The organism is Paraniabella hibiscisoli (assembly GCF_022512515.1).
In the GTDB taxonomy this organism is placed as follows: Bacteria; Bacteroidota; Bacteroidia; order Chitinophagales; family Chitinophagaceae; genus Niabella; species Niabella hibiscisoli.
On the sequence record NZ_JAKWBK010000001.1, the window covers coordinates 4,586,178 to 4,603,694 of the forward strand.

Below are 17,517 nucleotides of genomic sequence, written 5' to 3' on the forward strand. Positions count from 1 at the left end.
ATATCGGACCAGGGAATATTTTTGCCGGGAATGTTGGATAACTAATACCGCCTTGCTGAACGTCTATTTTTAGCTTTCGCGTTGAAATGAAGTAAAGACCCGCCAGCAGGAGATTCACCCAGATTCCGGCATTATAGGGGTGCGGCTCCAGAGAAGTGCAATGGTCACTAGCAACAATGCATTAGACATGAGCGGCTTCTTCTTTTATAGGCCCTGTAATCCCAGCTTATTCTAAAAACTGCAAGAACTAATAATAGCAGGTAAATTCCCTGCCCCCATGCTTCCTGCTCCGAACCAAGTAAGTATAAGCCCGCTATATTCAGCAGGATAATGCTATACGAAAACACCTGGTAAGTAACCAGTTTCTTATTAGGAATAACAAATTGATAGCTGGACAATAAAATAATTTTCGAGTTTCATGTAACTAATTAAATTTGAGATAAAATTTAATTAGTTACTGGTAGTTAATGCGTTACAAAGTTTAAATAAAGCTCTGGCTCCTACATTAGCATTCCATTCTGTGTCGCCAACGCCTACTTCCACCAGGTCAAAGCCAATTACTTTACGTCCGCTTTTAAGGATCTCGTGAAAGAGGTAAAACATACGATCCAGCTCAAACCCACCAGGAACCGGTGTGCCGGTATTGGGGCAAAGTTTGGGATCGAGGCCGTCGATATCAAAACTAATATGCACTTTTTCGGGAAGGCTGCTAATAATTTCCGCAGCAATTTCGCGGAAGGTATCACCGCCAAACTGCCTTTCCTTAATATCCTGGTCAAAATAGGGAATCACCCGACCGTTGCTGCTTTGAATATATTCCCACTCATCCTGGCTCATATCCCGCACACCCACCTGGGTAATGGTTTTGATCTGCGGAATCTCATTCAGCGCATTATACATAATACTGGCATGCGAATATTTAAAACCCTCGTAAGCCTTTTTCAGGTCACAATGGGCGTCTATCTGCAAAATACCGTACTCATCATGTTGTTCGGCCAAAGCCTTATACAGGCCGAAAGGGGTACTATGATCACCACCCAACAAACCCACCAGCTTCCCGTTCTCCAGGTGCGTTTTTGCCTGCCTGTATACCCAATCGTTGAGATAGTCGCCGCCTTCGTTTACTTCCCTGATGGATTTACACATGAACTGGTTGGCTTTTAACTCTTCCCCGCGGGAGATATAATCAATATACAATTCAGCCTCCCTTCGCAGGTAAGCGCTTTTCAACTGTAATTGCTTATCGGTGGGGGTAAGATAAAAACCTCTTTTCCAGGCATCAGGAAACTGAGGATCGTACAGGTCAACTTGCAAACTGGCTCTGCAAATAGCTTCAGGAGCTTTTGCTGTACCCGATCCGTAACTTACTGTTACTTCCCAGGGCACACTTATAACAATCAGATCAGCATTTTCTTCTGTACTGGGCAACCCAAAAACATTATTTTCAGGGTTACTAACTGCATTTTGATCGAAATTTTTTAAATCCAACATAGCTTAAAAAATTTGAAAGGGGCCGCAAGATACACCGATTATATGATAAGGGAGATTAAAATATACTAATTTCATGATGCTCAAAATCCTGGTTAGGTGATGCGGCTTGGAGAGGCTCAAAGAAATTTAAATTGACATAGATTATCGTAACAAACTTATTTTCAATTAAAAACCTCACAAGTTATTAGCCTGTGAGGTTTTTATATTGTCCTTCTTGCTCCGTACTTTTATTTAAACAAAAACCAAGCCTAACCCGCTATTTTTTCAATTTATCTTTAAAAGCGATCTTAAATTTATCTACTTTAGGCCTGATCACCACCTTACAATAGGGATTCTTGTTTTCGTTGCCATTAAAATAACCCTGGTGATAATCTTCAGCCGCATAAAAATGGCGAAACGGTTTTATCTCAGTTACTATCGGATCATTAAACGCGCCGCTTTTGTCCAATGCTGTTTTGTAGTAGTTGGCTTTTTCTTTCTGGTTATCATTGTGATAATAAACGCCACTGCGGTATTGGGTGCCTACATCATTCCCCTGGCGGTTTAACGTGGTAGGATCGTGGGTCTTCCAGAAAATCTCTAATAGCTCATCAAAAGAAACTATTGCAGGGTCGTAAACAATTTGTAGTGCTTCCGCAAAGCCGGTATTGCCTGAGCATACTTCTTCGTAAGTTGGATTTTTTGTATCACCATCTGTATAACCACTGGTTACTTTCTCCACTCCATTCACATCCTGAAAAATGGCTTCTGTACACCAAAAACAGCCGTTAGCAAAAGTGGCTGTGTCTTTCTTATTTTCCATTGTTGATTTTTTATTTTCGGGGCCGGTAAATTGAACGGACTCCAATTTACTGTTCTTCTTCTGCGCACAGGCGCTAAAGCCAGTTAAGATAGTCAAAAGAGCCGACAAAAGAATTTTGTGCATTGTTTTATTTTTAATCTAACAATACCTACGATTAAAAGTTTACAACGGTTTGCAGGGTAATGTTAAACCCGTTTTAAACCGGCTACTACTTTCGCCCAAAGGTTTTAGTTTGCCTGTGATTCAGCCTTTTTCATCTAAACCCATACCCGTTATTGAATGGGTTGTTTAAGGTCCAGCACCGGCACCAGCCCCTTGGTAGGTAAATAAATAATCTGCGGTAAACTACCTTTATCAGCAATTTTCTCCAGTGTTCTAATGAATAGATACTGGTTATAGGTTTCGTTAAGCGTGCCGTTCTCCACCTTCATCGCTTCCGCCATACCCCGGGCGCGCTCAATTTCTGCCTGGGCATTGAGCTTTTCAGCCTCCAGCCGGGCCTTAGCTTCTTCTACTAATATGCGCCGGTTTTGCTCGGCTTTTGCCATTTCAGCTTTACCGGCCATTTCCTGCTGCCATACCTTATATCTTGGAATACCAAACATCAATGCTACTATAACAATTACCAATATTAGTATTGCAAATGTTACCAGGGTTCCAATGTTTTTGATCATATCGAAGTCTTTTTCAAATATAGGTTTAAAATATTAGGTTATTCCGTAGCAAAATGGAAAGGGTGTATTTCAAATTTTCGCTAAAGTCATGACGTTCGAAGTGGAGCGCCTCGGAAATAGTAGAGATTTCCTCGGGCGGATGAATCATTAATATATCGCTGTGATGTAGCTCTACCTCCTTGTGATTATTGTTCTACTAAAATATCGCAGCTATGCTGCTTTTATTGTTTTGATCATTGCCGCATAGCGGCATCGTATTAATAGCTGCCATAATAATTCCTCAGTTATCTGAGCTGCGTAGCAGTGATATATTCTGTTTCATACAAAGAGGAATTGACGCGATCGCCCTGGAGATTTCCCGACAGGCTCAAAGGGATCTACAAAAGGAACTATAGCATAAGCGAAAATTTGAAATGCGCCCAATGGAAATCAGCAGGGTAGGTATTTTGAATATTGGCTTTTAGAAGCCCGGCTACTGCCATCCGCAGGGATGACGTAATGATATCAGTACGAATTGGAAACCAGGCCTGGCGAATCATAAATGAACGGCATTGACTGATGTGCCACCCTTATATTTGAAAGTTTAAATACAATTTCATGCGTTTTACGGTAATAATACAGGATCCTTTCAAACAAACCGAGCAAACCCATTCCTCTCTTTCGGGTGAAGAAGCCGGGCAGCTCTTTCAACAGATTGATTGGGCCCAATTGGAAAAGGCTGTGTATGACCGGCTGGAAGAAGTGGTGCACCATTTTTATTTTTACGAGATCAGCCAGGAGGCTAATGGCGAAAAACGAACCTTAACCATCAGCCCAGGATTGTTACCGGAAGACGATATGCCCGCAACCCGACCCGCGTACATGGTTCGGTACGAATATCCGCATCCAACTAAACCTGGTAAGTACCTCGATTATGTGCACCAGCAATGCGATTATGCCTTCGCTGAGCAAACGGTAAAGGCTTTTGTGCAGGGTGACCGGCAGTTTTTTAATGACCGATTTGAAACACCCCGTAATAAAAACCTGGGCAGGCGAAGCTCGGTAAAGAAATTATTGAAAGTATTATTAGTATTGGTGCTTGCAATGTTATTATTTATCCAGTTTGTGATAGGTTGGAGCCATGTACCGGAACACCTGGCCTCTTTACGTATGTGGGTATTTCCACAGTCATTCGAAAATGCAGAGGCAGATGAAGCAGAAGCTGCTATAGCAAGTGCCGAGGCAGCAGCAAACAACATAACAGATGTGGCCACGTCTGCGCCAGAAGTGTTGCTGGATACCGTAATGTGGAAGGCAGCCATAGAACGTGGCGATTTTATACCCGATGGCGTAAAAGAAGAATATGAACGAGCCCGCCGGTTTGACCACACCAGGCTACAGCCTGCTACCGACCGGCCCACCAGCGAAGAAGCACAGGAAGCCATTCTGCATTACTATAAAGAGCGGGTAGGCAATTTATTAAAAGATAATAATGCTACTATTCGCATAGGCAAGGCTTATAATGCGCCATTACAAGTGGGTGACAGCAATGGTGGCGAAATAGCCAGGGTAACGGCAATGGTTTGCGCCTTTAATAAAAAGGGAGATAACCTGGGTAATATTCAGATGCCGTTGGATATTGCTTATGATTTTGTACAATATGCCAACGATCCGGGCACCTGGTACCTGGCTGATCTGAGCCAGACCATTCCTTATGATTATGTACTGATGAAAGGAAGGTGAGGGAGGGAGGAAGAGATGTTAGATGACAGTTGACAGAACTTAGATGACAGATGCTGGATGGCAGATGTTAGATGACGGATTGCAGACGTCTTATTTCTTTTCTTCGAAGCTTTTGCTTTTGGATTGTACTCAGGCATAGCCCGATCCAATAGGCCAGGGCTTTGGCGGTTTGCAATACCTCCGGTGATACATAGCAGTAACCGGCTAGTTCTTTGCCTTTCATGATCATGGGTTGGTAACCGGGTTCTTCAGCAAGTGTAGCATCCATTTCAGGATCATACCGGCACATAAGCCGGTCGCCGGACACATTAACGCACATTTTACCATTTACTATAAATGCCAGTCCGCTAAACATGGCTTTCTCCTCAATTTCAATGCCCGGTTTCTGCTGCAGGTATTGTCTTACACGGTCTGCCAGTTGTATATTGTATGCCATGGGCGGAGTTAATAACACTAAAATATAAAATAAACTGATATTTGCAGCATAACTACTATGAACAACGAGCAGTTTATACATATTGCCGAAAGCGAATTTGCTACTCCTGCATGGGAAGTTACCCGGCAATACCTGGCCATTCATGGTCCTGCTTATCTGGATGAAAAATTAAGCATAGCGCGCATTGACAGGGAGCGCGAAGATGGCCTGGCAGTTGTGTATGTACCAGTAGTGGGTGAGCGGTTTTACTTTGCAGTTTATATAGATACTATTACTCAGCAAATAACCTCCGTTGGTACAGAAGCAAACCACCGGGTTAGTTTCAAAGCATTTTCTAATGAGCTGTCCCTCCGGGACATGCAAAACATGACCTTATTGCAAGCCACCCATTGCTGGAATAAGGGAGATCAGAAACCCAACACATATCTAAACTATAGCTATAGTTTCATAGAGATACAGCCTAACCCCGAACCAGATGAATTTGAAGATAAGCTGAAAAAATTGCTCGATCGCCTGGAAGTGGATGCTGACGGTATCCGGCAACTGGCTCAAAAGGCAGGTGGATATATACAGGTATCATCAGATATTCATAATGGCAACGGGCTTATTGGCGGGTTTCATATTACTGCGGTACAAATGGCCAGGATGGCTGCCCTGGGATTAAACATTGACATTGACCAGTGTGTAAGCGGAAAAAGATTTCCTGAGGAATAACAACAGAATCTAAACTTATTTAAAAGCATGCAATCACCCGAACTGAATCAGCAAAAAAACAGGCAGCTATCGTTAGCGCTTATTGTGCTCAACGTAATACTGGTATTATGCCTGGAGCTTACGGGCAAACTTTCGGAGGACGAGTCGGCGCTCAACCTGCTACTGGCAGGTATTAGTGCAACGGTATTGCTGGGCGTGTTTGCCTTTGGCTATAAAGGAAGGGGCGGGCGTTTGGGCAAATGGTTATTTGTAATAGTGCTGCTGCTTACCCTGGGCTATGGCGCGCTTATATGGTATGCCTTTCAGTTGGGTAAAGCTTTTCAACATTAAACAGGGGCTATGCAACTTAACCGGATCAACCAGTTTTATATTATTGTGGCTATTGCCTTAATAGGCTTCCATGTGTACCGCGTCATTAGTTACCGCGCCTGGGATCGTTATTATTATTTCACCAATATTTGTGCGCCGGCTGCTTACCCGGTTTATGTAAGAGATGCTTATTTTATAACGGGTAGTGGGGAGATAAGCAGTATCCGCAATATGGAGGTAAATAGCTTTCAAACCAGCTGGAAGGAGGATTATTTTTTCCGGAAACGCATGAAAAGGAGCTACTGCCCGAAAAACTGGTGCTCAAATACGTGAGTTACCGCGACCAACATTTTTACCGGGATACGATTGACCTGCCGGTGGACACTATAAGAAAGCTGGTGGATCATATCATACTTGAAAGAAAAGCCGTAGATATCTACTATCGTGGCAGGGATGTACCCGGCATTCATTTTTTAATAGGTATTGCCAATGATGGGCATGTTCTGGTATGGCTGAAAGGGGCCGAGGTTGAACACCTAGTATTACGTACCCATATTCGCCCCATAATACCCACTGGCGACGATACTTATTATGGAGGCCCCATGACACCACAGGCTTATATAAAAGACCGCTTTATGGGTTTGAATGACAGCCTGAAAGCAAAGATGCAGCTCGGCTGGGAAGCCGGCGCTCAGTACCGGGATAGTTTGTAAGCGCTAAGCAGTCGTTGATGTTGAAAGCCTTACCTGTTGGTGAAAATACCAACAGGGGCTAAATATCCATTCTTAAAAGCCCTTCTTTTAGTCTTTTTATAAGTTCTGGTGTTTCCAGACATGCTAAGGGACTTAGTTTATCAAGAGCAGGAACTTTGCTGTGTATCCATCTCAGGCTTGCCTCTCCAAATCTTGCATATACCACTTTGGCTATATCGGTATGGTTCTTCAATGTTTGCTTCAAAAGCTTTTGGGTTTCCGAATTTGTCCAATAAGTTTCAGTTGCCCAATTTACCAGATCATCCCAACCCATTCTGCTGCTCCTGTCAAAATATTGTTCAAGTTTGTGCATAGTAGGATAGGTTTTTAGAATAACATCTGGTTTATAAAATTACCGGTAATATTTCCCGAATAATCCATCTTTCATATATTTTGGTAACCAGGTAAGTTTTTGTAAGCTTTCTGTGTGTGTGCTTTAATATGCTTTACAATGTCTGTCATCTTTGTTTTTTAAGAAGAATTGTAGTTAATGGTTTCTAGCAGGGAAACCACCAGTGCATAAAAGATATTTTTCCGTCCCTGAAAAATATTTTGATATGCCCGTCAGAAATCCCTTCATGATCTTCTTTTAATTGGATTACCCAGAGTTTTCCTTCCTTATCCATACCAAGCTTTCCACTTACAGCGGTTGGAAACAATTGCTTTATATCATTCATCGTAGTATTGGCATCTATCCGGATGTTTTTGTAAGTGATAAAATTTCCGTCCCTAAACCAAAACTCATCTACAGCCACCCGGTCTTTACTGGTTTCAAAACGCGAGCCACTTTTGTACAAATACTTATCATCCGGGGCTTCGGTGTCAAAAATGGTGATGCAGGGGGCTTCATCTTTCAGCAATTGTATGCTGTCGGGCTTGCCAAATACTTTTTCAAATTCAGCCATTGTAAAAAACGTTTCAGTTTACCATTAAATCTTATATCCGATTCCAGCATCACATCTCTTTCTTCATAACCGGTTCCGGGTTTCGCAATGGCTGCTCCGGCGTTACATAATTTATAGACATCATTCTTTTGCAAAAGGGTGGTGTCGTATCGTAAAACCAATGGCTTATCAGGATCATTGGTAATGTCTGTCAACTGCCTGGTTCCCCTGTGGAATTCTAACCAGCCTACGGCATTTTCTGTTAGCTTTTTAGTGGCCGGATCCTCCGAAATATCACTGATCACATACAATTTAATTCTTGCTTTTTCAGCTGTAAAATATTCAAGACGGACTTTCACAAGGGTATCGCTAAAATTTTTCAAAGCAATGGCATTGCTGGATTTTACGATGGCTGACAGGAGTTGGTCGCAGGACATTTCCTGGTCATCCCCGGTAATAGTTGTTTTTGTGGTGTCGGATGTACTCGTAGCTTGTGATTGATGACCAGAAGGTCCCTGGCATGAAAGCAACACCAATGCCATAAAAAAGGCTGAAATTCTTGATAAATAATAGGAGTAATGATCCTTAACTTCATAGGTTCCTTTGATGGTTAATTTTATTTCTTTTGTTCGTTTCATGTTAGTGATACTTTATATTTCCACCTTTAGTTTCATTCCCAGCGTCGTGTTGAGTTAAATTGATAAAACCGGTCAATGTCATGCTGATGAATTACTTTCAGCTCAAAAAAAGATGATCTAAGATCTGTTCTGCAATTTCACTGTCCTCTGCGCTGCCCGTATTTTTTGCCAACAGCATTAATGCTTCATTAACCAAATATTGTTGCTCAGCTCCAGACAAATCCTGGTCCTGTTTAATCCTTACAACCAACTGCCTAATTTGTTGTTTGTTGGTTTTATTGGTTTCGTACTCTTTCTCGCTACTGGTAAACTTTGCTGTATAGAAGTTTTTGAGAATAGCCGAGATCCTGTCAAGTTCTTGTTTATACTTTTCCATAACCAATTTTATTCAACAGCAAACGTAAATTTCGCTTTATGAATTCCTTTCGCTTCTTTTTTAGAGGTAGCACGTACAGCGGAACATCTCAAACAGCCGGTTTTATTTACTTAACCTTAAGTATTCCCAGGTTACCGTTATAGAAATAATTTCCGTTTTCTGTAATTAAATAACACGCTGATGCAGACTTAAATTTTTTCCTCCAAGTTGGTAATAAAACATTTCGTGCATGTTTCCAAACCTGCCGGTATTCGTCCATTTATGGATAATGCTTTTGTCAAACTCATCCAGTTCGTTTAATTTTTCATCCACTTTTATATCTGTAGTTTTCTCTGCAAACGCTGTGTCTGCTGGTTTTTTTGAGGTGTAATCGGGGGCTAAAAACATGACATTATTTATGATCACATCATTTTTTTCATTGATGGATACCAGCAATTTTGAATCTACAGTCTCCGAGATATAGGTTTTTCCGTTAAATATATTTTTAAGCGCAAAGCTGTTGTTTATAACAACCTCAGGCGCCGTTTTTTCATTACTGACAGGATTTTTAGTCCCGGAGTAATTATGATGTTGCGTTTGCGTTAAATAAACCGAGTCATTTAAAAACGTGATGAAAGGGAAGAGTGAAACTGAATCTTTTTCTCGATGAAAATAACCTCTCCGTGTTCAATTAATTTTTCCAGGGTTAAAACATCAGGATGCTTGTCCTTGCTGGTACAAGATTGGAAAAGAAAGACTATTGCCCCAAGTACGACGATTAAATTTCTCATAGTTATTCTAAAAGTACAATTTTTCATATCCCGAATAGGGAACGTTTTTTACTACACAACTAAACTGCAAGATTAGGAATAAAGGTTTAATGCGGTATTTTATAGATAGGTACTATTATTGGCTCTTCTTTATTTATTCTTTTATTTCTGTTTTTCCATTTATTGGGCATATCTGTTTTTATAGATATCCGCAATTATTATAGGTTCATTTCTTTTTACGTTTTGCCCGTCGTTCTGCGTAAATTCAATAGAAGTATTATCCGAGATGTATTTATGATTTTCAAATTTTGCGGGAAAATCAAAACCTGTGATACAATTTATATCCAAATCGTTTTTCTTGCTATCCATTAGTTCTTTAGTGATTTTTTTGAATTCCTGGACAAGGTAACATGCAAACATATCGTACACAATTTTGGCATAATCTACAGGCGAGATATTTTCATTGAATAGGGTTGAATTACAAGCTATCTGAATATCCTTATATTCCTTCCTGTTATATTTTGCTATACTAAATTTTGAATTATCTGATTGATAAGGGTTTTCCTGGTGAAATTTGTGTATTTCAGGGTTATAAATACCAAAAGCCAAACAAAAATGATGCTTTCCTTTTTGTAAAACCCGGTTCGGCTGCAGTATCCCGGCATCTATAAATTGAAACACATATTCACTAACCCGGTAATCGATTCGGGGCCTTTTGAACAACAGCTCAATATCCGGCTCAATGGATAGCGGTTTGTTAAAATCCCAAAGCCTGGAAATGGTAATTTCTCTTGTGTTTGTCATTAATATTATATATGTTAGTTATTAAAATAATTCCTCTTGCCATCTTCATTTGCATAGGTTTTATATGTGTACTCATTTTTTCAAACTCTTTTAAACAGCAATTGAACGAGAAAGGCTTTTGAGTATCGAATATAAAAAATAGTTTGTAGGAGTCGAGATATATGGCGCCAAAATGTTAGCCACAGATGCACCGATGATACACAAAATGCCTGCAATAGCGACGCAGTTCTTATTAGCCACGAATACACGGATGATTGCATTAAGAGTAGGCGCAACTCTTATTACACGGACTATGCCCCAACCAGGAGAATTTTATGTACTTACTTTAACAAATAAAAAGTTTCTACCCTCCGCTGCCACAGACAGGCGTAGCTCAAAACTGTCTCCCTTTTCTGTGCCTGTCCGACTGGCTCATCCAGGCGGCATCCGTGGCAATTTCATTAATGTGCAGTCACAGCGTTGCAGAAAAGGTTGGCCACTGATGCGCGAATGATTAAGCCTTTACGCCTTCGCCGGTGTTTTTCACCAACGAATTGTTGAGGCGCACAGCATTTATTGTACCAGGCCTGGTGATGCGAAACGTTAACAGGGGCTCAAAGGTTAGCCACGGATGCACCGATGGTTATATCTTTAGCAAGCGAGTTTCCACGCCTTCGCCGGTGTTTTTCGCCAACGAATGATCAGGCTATTGCGACTTTTATTTGCCTCTACCGGTGTTGTTGCTATCTTAAATAACTAATATCTTTAAAGACAATTTTATTAGCATACTATAAATAAACCTATGTATTCAACCATAAACAGGAAGAGCGTCGCACTGAAGGGCGCCGTTGTTTTTTTAGCCATGCTATTTTTGTCTTTCGTATCAGGCGCCCAGCCAGTGCCCAAGCGGGTAAAGTATTACCAGGTAGATCATGGGTTTCCTTTTGGATACGATCATCTTTCGCTTAGTTCAGATCATTATTATTTCTTTACAGCATCTACCGAAAGTGGTTGTGTGATGGCCAAGGGCACCTGGACGATCAAAGGTGATCAATTGTACATGAAAGGTATTGATAGCTCTACCGTAAACCTGCAGCCGAGGGTTGAGCTGATAAAAGGCGATACCACCGAATGGGTAACTATAAAAGCGTATGATTATTTTGGCAAACCCTTTCGCGCACTTACGCTACGGCCTGTAAGAAGGGGTGAGGAGCAACTGAGTGAATTTGACTGGCCGGGTCCTGATTCGCTCCACACTATCCGCCTTTCAAAAAAGAATTCTCCCGATTCTGCCTGGCCTACCAGGCTAATGGTTCGTTGGATTCGATACCTTTCTATGAGTTAGACGATGTAGAGCAGATTACTTTTTATATCAGCTGGCCCGAAGCAGGCGCTTTAGACCGGTCTACCCGGATTATTACTTTTAAAGACGGTTCATTTACTATAAAGAAGGACGGGCTTTATGAGAAAATGAAGAAAGTGTACACCCTAAAACAAGCGCCCTAAATACCAATGCCCATGAAAATTGTTATGAATAAAAAGGCGTTGTTAGCCGTGTTTATCGGATGGTTGTTTTTTACCGTGCTAATATACTACCTGGCCGATTATTTTATTGAAGCCCTTGTTTGGCTGGGTCTTTCCCTTTCTTTGTTTGTAATCCTTATTATACAGGTACTGAAACTCATACGTGAACGTAAGACTTTAACCGGTCTCAGGATAGCGAAGGTTATTGTTTTTTCGGTGATGTTCTATTGTACATTTTGCAGCTGGATCACCCATAAATGGATCGACCGGCTGAATTTTGCCGTTTTGTATAATAAAAGAATGGCCATTATTGAGCAGGTAAAAAGCGGGCGGTTAAAGCCTAACGCCAGCTGGAACAGTTCGCTTTGCCAGTTGCCTTTTCAATGGCCGGTAGTATCGCACAGTGGTAACGATATTGTTATTGGCAGAAATAAAAACACGCAGGCGCTGAGCGTTAGTTTTTATACCTACCGCAATTTTTTTGATGCGCCTTCCACCAGTTTAACGTATACAGAAGACACTGCAGTTGTAGCATCTATAGAAAACAAGATCCGGCAATATCCCGATCGTAACCAAAGGATCAGGGAAGGATGGTACAGGGTAACGGAGGAGTAAATGGTTTGGGTATTTGTTAGTGAATTAAGATCTCTTTTGTCTGTGCCTGTCCGGCTGGGGTCATCCAGGCGGAATCCGTGAACAATAAATTTTATGAACAATAAGAGTAACGCGAGGCCGAAACGTTCAAAGCCGGCACCCGTTATTTCTGCTCACTACCAGCTAACTTTTTGTAATTTTTTTGGTGTAACTGATTAAATATATAATTTAGTACTAATGCTTTAAATGAGCGATACTAATCTGAACTTGCCGGAATTGAACTTCATTTACAGCTAACCCATAATTATAGCTCCCTTTATTAAATGAACAGATAGAACTGCATGACCACTGTATAGGACTATTGGACTTGTTGGTATCGCTAACCGTCATTAAGAAGGCAAATAAAAAATAAAAGCCATGAAAATCAACAGCAACATCCTGTCACAAATACGCATCATCATATAATGATGCACAGCTAAAAGCTGCACGTAGTGTTGACTTTGAACGTGTGTTAATGTACTGGCAGATCGGGAAAGTAATATTTGAAGAAGAGCAGCAAGGCGAAGACCGCGCTATCTACGGAACTTTTCTGATTAAATCTATATCTGAAGCATTTCAACCGCAGTTTGGAAGCGGGTTTTCAGTAAGACAATTGGAAATGAACCGGCAATTTTATCGTATGTTTCCAATTACGAACGCACTGCGTTCGCAATTTAGCTGGACACATTATAGAACACTTATACGGATCGACAATGAAGATAAACGAACATTTTACATAGCAGAAGCAGAAAAGGGAAAATGGACGGCCCGGCAATTAGAACGGCAGATAAACAGCCAGCTGTTTGAGCGGCTTTTACTAAGTAACGATATAGCATCTGTTTTGGCGGTAGCCCGAAACGAGAAGCAGCCGGCTGATGCCAAAGAAATTATTAAAGACCCCATGGTGTTGGAGTTTTTAGGACTGAAAAGAGAGGCTTCTTATTACGAAAAAGACCTGGAAGGAGCGATTATTACGCACCTGCAGGATTTTATTTTAGAACTGGGCAATGGCTTTGCGTTTATAGCCCGACAGAAAAGATTACAGATTGAAGGCGATGAATATTTTGTAGACCTGGTATTTTACAACCGGCTGCTACAGTGTTTTGTGGTGATCGAAATTAAAACCCAGAAGCTCACGCACCAGGACCTGGGTCAGCTGCAGATGTACGTGAATTACCATGACCGTTATGAAAAACAGGAATTTGAAAATCCTACTATTGGTATATTACTTTGTGCCGACAAAAACGATGCAATGGTGAAAATTACACTACCCGAAACTAACAAAACAATTATAACCAGTAAGTATCAGTTGTATTTGCCCACGGAGCAACAGTTATTAGATGAAGTGAGAAAAGAGATAGAAAAAACGGAGGCTTCTGAATAGCAGCTGCAAAAAGCTCAACTACTAATGCACGAATGATTAAAACAGCAATTGAGCTTACCCTGATGGCAAAAGAGATCATCACTTTGTCCGTAGGACTCCCTTAGAGAGCGGAGCGTAACAGAGTCGAAAGGTCTCCCGAATGAAGGAGTATTTTGCTGTATTTGCAGGTGTCGGAATGGTGTTTTAACCCACGGTGGAAACAGGTGCGATAAGGGTATCCATTTTTTCTTTACCTGTGCCTGTCTTACAGGGGGCGGCGGGCATCTGTGGCCGATACATTTATAGGCATCAGCAGGCGGGTGTGTTTACCCTCTATCATTCCTGCTCACTATTAACTAAATTTTTATAAAAATCTTCTTTGATCTGATTGATTAAATATATAATTTAGTACTAATGCTTTAAATGAGTGATGTTAACCTGATCTGCTGAACCTTTGAGATATCCATCATTTACAGCTAACCGTTAGTTTATCCATTTATTCATCATAAAAAACAAAAAAATGAGCAACACCACCATCAACCGTGTGAATGCCACTTTAACACCCGAAGCGGTGCAAACTGTAAAAAATGCCATTGCCGGTATTCAGCAGGCCCTACCTTTTTTAGTGGGGTTAACGCCTAATGAGCGTGTAACCTTACCCAAGGTAAGCGTAAGCAACAAGGTATTTACGGAGGATGCCATAAGGGCAGCGGTTAACAATCCCGATCTGCTTCCTCCATTTGTAAAACCGCAGGACATGCAGGCCGACCTGGACCTGTACCATGCCCTGGATGAATTGGTTTTACTGGTGCAGCAAACTGCCGAAAAATTGTCTGACACGCAGTTGCTTGCCGGCAGTGAGGCTTATACCAGCGCTTTAACCATTTACAAAATTTTTGGTGCAGCAGCTACCAGCGGTATTGCCGGTAGCAAAACCCTGCACGATCAGCTAAAGCAACGTTTTGCTGGCATGGGGCCTGCTGCGGCCGAACCGGTTGCCCCTGAAGCCTGATTTTTATTGGCGGATGGGTAAATCGCCGGCAAATGCTTTCTACTTTAAGCACTTTTACCCGTAAAAAGCTCCGTTCGCGGGGCTTTTTTGCGTGCGGGGTACCCCGGGGGTGGGTGGGCTCAGCTAAAAGGGGAGTGAGGTTAGCCTTAGCGGGAGTTGGTCCAGCCCTGGTGTGAGTTCACTCAACGGCAGGCAGAGTGAACTCATAGCCTATACGAGTTGTTTCGGTGGTTTTGCGAGTTGTTGAAGCTTTTGCCTCCCCCAATTGATGCCGGGAGGTGGGGGTACCCACTTGTGGATATTGAAAGGGGAGCTTTTGCCTTCAACGTTGCGGTATAAAGCTTCGCGCGCGAAGCTTTTGTCCCCTAACTCGGTTGGCAACCCCAACAACTCAGCTCCACACCGCGCGAACTCGCAAAACGATCGGGACAACTCGCAAAAAGGGTGGGGGAAGAGGGAAAAGTTGACAATTGACAGTGGTCAGTAGATAGTTTGATGCTGGAATTGGGTAATCAATTTTCTTTATGCTTGTCTTCGTTGGTGTTTTTCACCAACGAATTGTTGTGCGCTCGTGCCTTCGTTGGTGTTTTTCACCAACGAACCTTTACATGGATTAATTATCCAGCAGCATTTGTTGCTTCAATTCATCCGGAATATTAGTCCAGATTGTACGCCCTGTTAGTTCTAAATGGCAGTGGTATTTTCGTTTGCATTGTTTGATGATATACCTAAACCAGCCCAATTGTGGCCAGGGGCCGGGTTTTGGAATATATAGCCATTGGTTAACGGCATCCCAGTGTATAAGGGGGTCGGCGGAATGAATTTGTTCAAAGGACATCTGATCGGGGCGTATAAAAAGTTGCCCCTGCGCATTAATGCCAATTTCTGCTATTTGAATAAACCGGATACTTCCGGGGTTGGCTTTTAGCCGTTGGAAAATGCGGTAGCCAGGATAGGAACGTAGCTTCAGATGTCTCCGTTTGTAATAATAGTTCCAATAGTTCGTCATCCGGTTTTCCGTTTGCTGGTAATACCGCGGATTTTCTTTGCCTTATTGCTGAAAATTGTCCAGCAATTGGTCATTCAGCTGGTGGTAAATCACCTCCATGATCTCGGGTATATACTCGCCTAATAGCTGAAATACAAATGGTGTAATCCAGTATTCATAACGAAGCCCTAATTGTTCCAGATGTTGCTGCCTTATAAATCCGTTGTGATGTTTGAGGTAGATGCAATGCAGTATGAGTTGTTGAACCTTGGTAAGCGAAACCAGTTGCTCCTGATTGGGCTCGTTGAAATATACGCGGCAGGGAATGCTAAGCATTTCGCCCGCAAGCTGGATCGTATGTGTATCCTTATGGATGAGCGAAGGAACTTCATATACCTGTCCGTAACCATCTTTTACTTTTTTCTGGCTAAAAGGAAGAATGGCCAGCACAGCATTTACCTCCGGCTCCAGCATTTTGGGAAAAGCTCCGCGCAGCTGTTGTTTTTGTTTTTTATAAGGATCGGGTAGGAGTCGGTTAAGCATGAGTAAATATAATTCTATATCTGCTTACCGGCTCTTTGTTTCGTTGCTATTTGCTCTTTTTTGATCGCCGGGTTTGTGTTCATGGGGTTTTAAGCCGGGGTGCTTAGGTTTGTTTTCCGGGTTTACTCTTCTTCTTTTATCCGGTGTGCCGTTGTCTTTTTTAGGCTTAGGTCCGGGTTTAATGGCAACAATACTTTTCATAATAGATGTTTTAAATTTTAAGATTCATTCATTACGAATTTAAGGGCGGTGCTTATAGTATTCTTACGGTTTCCCGTACTATTGATTTGTTTGAGTTTGATAGGTTTGCTTGAATATTAAAACAAACCACGCATTATGATAAGAAAATTGATGATCCTAAGTGCCGTATTATTTTATAGCAGCGTTGCATTTTCACAGGAGGTGAAAAAAGACGCCGATGTGGCCAAAACCAAAATGGATGTCTTTGTGTCAAGAACAGGTGCTATAACTAAGTTTATAGACACCAAATTGACCGGCATTAAAACTTCATATGAGGTTGCTGAAACAAGGGTTCGAAAGATATCTAACGGCTCCTTATCAGCATATTTTTATCAGATCGAAAAGGAGGGGAAATATGGTGACAACACCGCCTCTATCGAGTATACCGATCTAATCGAGGTTATAAAGGCATTAAAGTCACTCAAGTCTGAAGTGGAAAAAGATATTGCATCGAAACCCGACTACCTGGAGAATAAGTTTATTACCGTAGATGGTTTTCAGGTTGGTTATTATGTAAGCGGTGAAAAAGCAACCTGGTATATTAAACTAGAAAAATACGGATCGGATAATACCATTTTTATAAAGGATGGGGAAGATATTGAAGCACCTTTTAATGAAGCCAGAAGTAAAATCGAAGAACTAAAAAAGTGATAAAAGTTCAGAGAAGTATTGTACATGGTGTTCAATTATAAATATTTAAAATAGCATATATGTTATTGTGTATAAAAAACGTATATTTTTACAGCTACCATAACTTTAGAATTCAGAATGTCTTTTAATATACTAACACCCAGGGCTGCCTTAAATAAAGCGTTTTTAAAAGTAAAACCAACCCGTCAGGAAATAGATACTCGCGGCAGCAACTTTACTGCAAGGCCAGGAAG

General features: G+C 41.5%; 25 protein-coding genes. 11 read left to right on the top strand and 14 right to left on the bottom strand.

Annotation, left to right across the window (positions count from 1 at the left end):
* Window positions 1-167 precede the first annotated feature (167 nt).
* From MKP07_RS28095 to MKP07_RS28110, 4 genes are all read right to left on the bottom strand, one after another.
* Entirely contained in the window at window positions 168-398 is a 231-nt protein-coding gene (locus MKP07_RS28095; RefSeq protein WP_240850543.1) for a hypothetical protein, read from the bottom strand.
* A 52-nt stretch (window positions 399-450) separates the two neighbouring features.
* The gene (locus tag MKP07_RS28100) at window positions 451-1,491 is read right to left on the bottom strand and encodes an agmatinase family protein (protein WP_240850544.1); all 1,041 of its coding nucleotides are present in this window, start codon (window positions 1,489-1,491) and stop codon (window positions 451-453) included.
* A 256-nt stretch (window positions 1,492-1,747) separates the two neighbouring features.
* Window positions 1,748-2,416 carry a peptide-methionine (S)-S-oxide reductase MsrA gene (gene msrA, locus MKP07_RS28105; RefSeq protein WP_240850545.1) on the bottom strand — a complete coding sequence of 223 codons (669 nt, stop codon included), beginning with the start codon at window positions 2,414-2,416 and terminating at the stop codon, window positions 1,748-1,750.
* 149 nt (window positions 2,417-2,565) lie between these two features.
* On the bottom strand, window positions 2,566-2,967 hold the full coding sequence (locus MKP07_RS28110; protein WP_240850546.1) for a hypothetical protein: 402 nt from the start codon (window positions 2,965-2,967) through the stop codon (window positions 2,566-2,568).
* A 597-nt stretch (window positions 2,968-3,564) separates the two neighbouring features.
* Here MKP07_RS28110 and MKP07_RS28115 point away from each other — a divergent pair.
* Entirely contained in the window at window positions 3,565-4,689 is a 1,125-nt protein-coding gene (locus tag MKP07_RS28115) for a hypothetical protein (protein ID WP_240850547.1), read from the top strand.
* A 67-nt stretch (window positions 4,690-4,756) separates the two neighbouring features.
* Here the strand turns inward: MKP07_RS28115 and MKP07_RS28120 are convergent, their stop codons facing one another.
* The gene (locus MKP07_RS28120; RefSeq protein ID WP_240850548.1) at window positions 4,757-5,125 is read right to left on the bottom strand and encodes a TfoX/Sxy family protein; all 369 of its coding nucleotides are present in this window, start codon (window positions 5,123-5,125) and stop codon (window positions 4,757-4,759) included.
* Window positions 5,126-5,182: 57 nt separating this feature from the next.
* On the opposite strand from MKP07_RS28120, the gene MKP07_RS28125 reads away from it, so the two are divergent.
* From MKP07_RS28125 to MKP07_RS28140, 4 genes are read left to right on the top strand one after another with little or no spacing between them, the layout of a single operon-like run.
* Window positions 5,183-5,839, top strand: coding sequence for a DUF4279 domain-containing protein (locus tag MKP07_RS28125; RefSeq protein WP_240850549.1), 657 nt, complete (start codon window positions 5,183-5,185; stop codon window positions 5,837-5,839).
* A gap of 27 nt (window positions 5,840-5,866) precedes the next feature.
* The gene (locus tag MKP07_RS28130) at window positions 5,867-6,169 is read left to right on the top strand and encodes a hypothetical protein (protein WP_240850550.1); all 303 of its coding nucleotides are present in this window, start codon (window positions 5,867-5,869) and stop codon (window positions 6,167-6,169) included.
* Between the two features lie 9 nt (window positions 6,170-6,178).
* On the top strand, window positions 6,179-6,481 hold the full coding sequence (locus tag MKP07_RS28135; protein WP_240850551.1) for a hypothetical protein: 303 nt from the start codon (window positions 6,179-6,181) through the stop codon (window positions 6,479-6,481).
* Window positions 6,478-6,861: a DUF2931 family protein gene (locus MKP07_RS28140; RefSeq protein ID WP_240850552.1), complete on the top strand. Its 384-nt coding sequence runs from the start codon at window positions 6,478-6,480 to the stop codon at window positions 6,859-6,861. Before MKP07_RS28135 ends, MKP07_RS28140 begins: the two co-directional genes overlap by 4 nt.
* 58 nt (window positions 6,862-6,919) lie before the next feature.
* Here MKP07_RS28140 and MKP07_RS28145 read toward each other — a convergent pair whose 3' ends face one another.
* The 6 genes from MKP07_RS28145 to MKP07_RS28170 form a co-directional block, all read right to left on the bottom strand.
* Window positions 6,920-7,213 (bottom strand): hypothetical protein, encoded by a 294-nt coding sequence (locus MKP07_RS28145; protein WP_240850553.1) that lies wholly within the window; start codon window positions 7,211-7,213, stop codon window positions 6,920-6,922.
* A 184-nt stretch (window positions 7,214-7,397) separates the two neighbouring features.
* Window positions 7,398-7,805 carry a hypothetical protein gene (locus MKP07_RS28150; RefSeq protein WP_240850554.1) on the bottom strand — a complete coding sequence of 136 codons (408 nt, stop codon included), beginning with the start codon at window positions 7,803-7,805 and terminating at the stop codon, window positions 7,398-7,400.
* The gene (locus tag MKP07_RS28155; protein ID WP_240850555.1) at window positions 7,754-8,422 is read right to left on the bottom strand and encodes a hypothetical protein; all 669 of its coding nucleotides are present in this window, start codon (window positions 8,420-8,422) and stop codon (window positions 7,754-7,756) included. The genes MKP07_RS28150 and MKP07_RS28155 overlap by 52 nt, the downstream gene beginning before the upstream one ends.
* Window positions 8,423-8,519: 97 nt before the next feature.
* On the bottom strand, window positions 8,520-8,798 hold the full coding sequence (locus MKP07_RS28160) for a hypothetical protein (protein WP_240850556.1): 279 nt from the start codon (window positions 8,796-8,798) through the stop codon (window positions 8,520-8,522).
* A gap of 165 nt (window positions 8,799-8,963) precedes the next feature.
* Window positions 8,964-9,233, bottom strand: coding sequence for a hypothetical protein (locus MKP07_RS28165; protein ID WP_240850557.1), 270 nt, complete (start codon window positions 9,231-9,233; stop codon window positions 8,964-8,966).
* Between the two features lie 494 nt (window positions 9,234-9,727).
* Window positions 9,728-10,351 carry a hypothetical protein gene (locus MKP07_RS28170; protein WP_240850558.1) on the bottom strand — a complete coding sequence of 208 codons (624 nt, stop codon included), beginning with the start codon at window positions 10,349-10,351 and terminating at the stop codon, window positions 9,728-9,730.
* Window positions 10,352-11,132: 781 nt separating this feature from the next.
* Between MKP07_RS28170 and MKP07_RS28175 the strand changes: the two genes are divergently transcribed.
* The 5 genes from MKP07_RS28175 (at window position 11,133) to MKP07_RS28195 (ending at window position 14,862) form a co-directional block, all read left to right on the top strand.
* The gene (locus tag MKP07_RS28175; protein WP_240850559.1) at window positions 11,133-11,675 is read left to right on the top strand and encodes a hypothetical protein; all 543 of its coding nucleotides are present in this window, start codon (window positions 11,133-11,135) and stop codon (window positions 11,673-11,675) included.
* Window positions 11,648-11,836 carry a TNF domain-containing protein gene (locus MKP07_RS28180; protein WP_240850560.1) on the top strand — a complete coding sequence of 63 codons (189 nt, stop codon included), beginning with the start codon at window positions 11,648-11,650 and terminating at the stop codon, window positions 11,834-11,836. The genes MKP07_RS28175 and MKP07_RS28180 overlap by 28 nt, the downstream gene beginning before the upstream one ends.
* A 12-nt stretch (window positions 11,837-11,848) precedes the next feature.
* Window positions 11,849-12,469 carry a hypothetical protein gene (locus MKP07_RS28185; RefSeq protein ID WP_240850561.1) on the top strand — a complete coding sequence of 207 codons (621 nt, stop codon included), beginning with the start codon at window positions 11,849-11,851 and terminating at the stop codon, window positions 12,467-12,469.
* Window positions 12,470-12,962: 493 nt separating this feature from the next.
* A complete protein-coding gene (locus MKP07_RS28190; protein ID WP_240850562.1) occupies window positions 12,963-13,871 on the top strand; it encodes a PDDEXK nuclease domain-containing protein in 909 nt (302 codons plus the stop codon).
* 499 nt (window positions 13,872-14,370) lie between these two features.
* A complete protein-coding gene (locus tag MKP07_RS28195; RefSeq protein WP_240850563.1) occupies window positions 14,371-14,862 on the top strand; it encodes a hypothetical protein in 492 nt (163 codons plus the stop codon).
* Between the two features lie 613 nt (window positions 14,863-15,475).
* Here the strand turns inward: MKP07_RS28195 and MKP07_RS28200 are convergent.
* The 3 genes from MKP07_RS28200 to MKP07_RS28210 are packed head-to-tail and all read right to left on the bottom strand — an operon-like array spanning window position 15,476 to window position 16,594.
* Window positions 15,476-15,871, bottom strand: coding sequence for a hypothetical protein (locus MKP07_RS28200; RefSeq protein ID WP_240850564.1), 396 nt, complete (start codon window positions 15,869-15,871; stop codon window positions 15,476-15,478).
* A gap of 42 nt (window positions 15,872-15,913) precedes the next feature.
* The gene (locus tag MKP07_RS28205; protein ID WP_240850565.1) at window positions 15,914-16,393 is read right to left on the bottom strand and encodes a hypothetical protein; all 480 of its coding nucleotides are present in this window, start codon (window positions 16,391-16,393) and stop codon (window positions 15,914-15,916) included.
* A gap of 24 nt (window positions 16,394-16,417) precedes the next feature.
* Window positions 16,418-16,594 carry a hypothetical protein gene (locus tag MKP07_RS28210; RefSeq protein WP_240850566.1) on the bottom strand — a complete coding sequence of 59 codons (177 nt, stop codon included), beginning with the start codon at window positions 16,592-16,594 and terminating at the stop codon, window positions 16,418-16,420.
* Between the two features lie 135 nt (window positions 16,595-16,729).
* Between MKP07_RS28210 and MKP07_RS28215 the strand changes: the two genes are divergently transcribed.
* Window positions 16,730-17,284, top strand: a complete 555-nt coding sequence (locus MKP07_RS28215; RefSeq protein ID WP_240850567.1) for a hypothetical protein — start codon at window positions 16,730-16,732, stop codon at window positions 17,282-17,284.
* Window positions 17,285-17,517 lie beyond the last annotated feature (233 nt).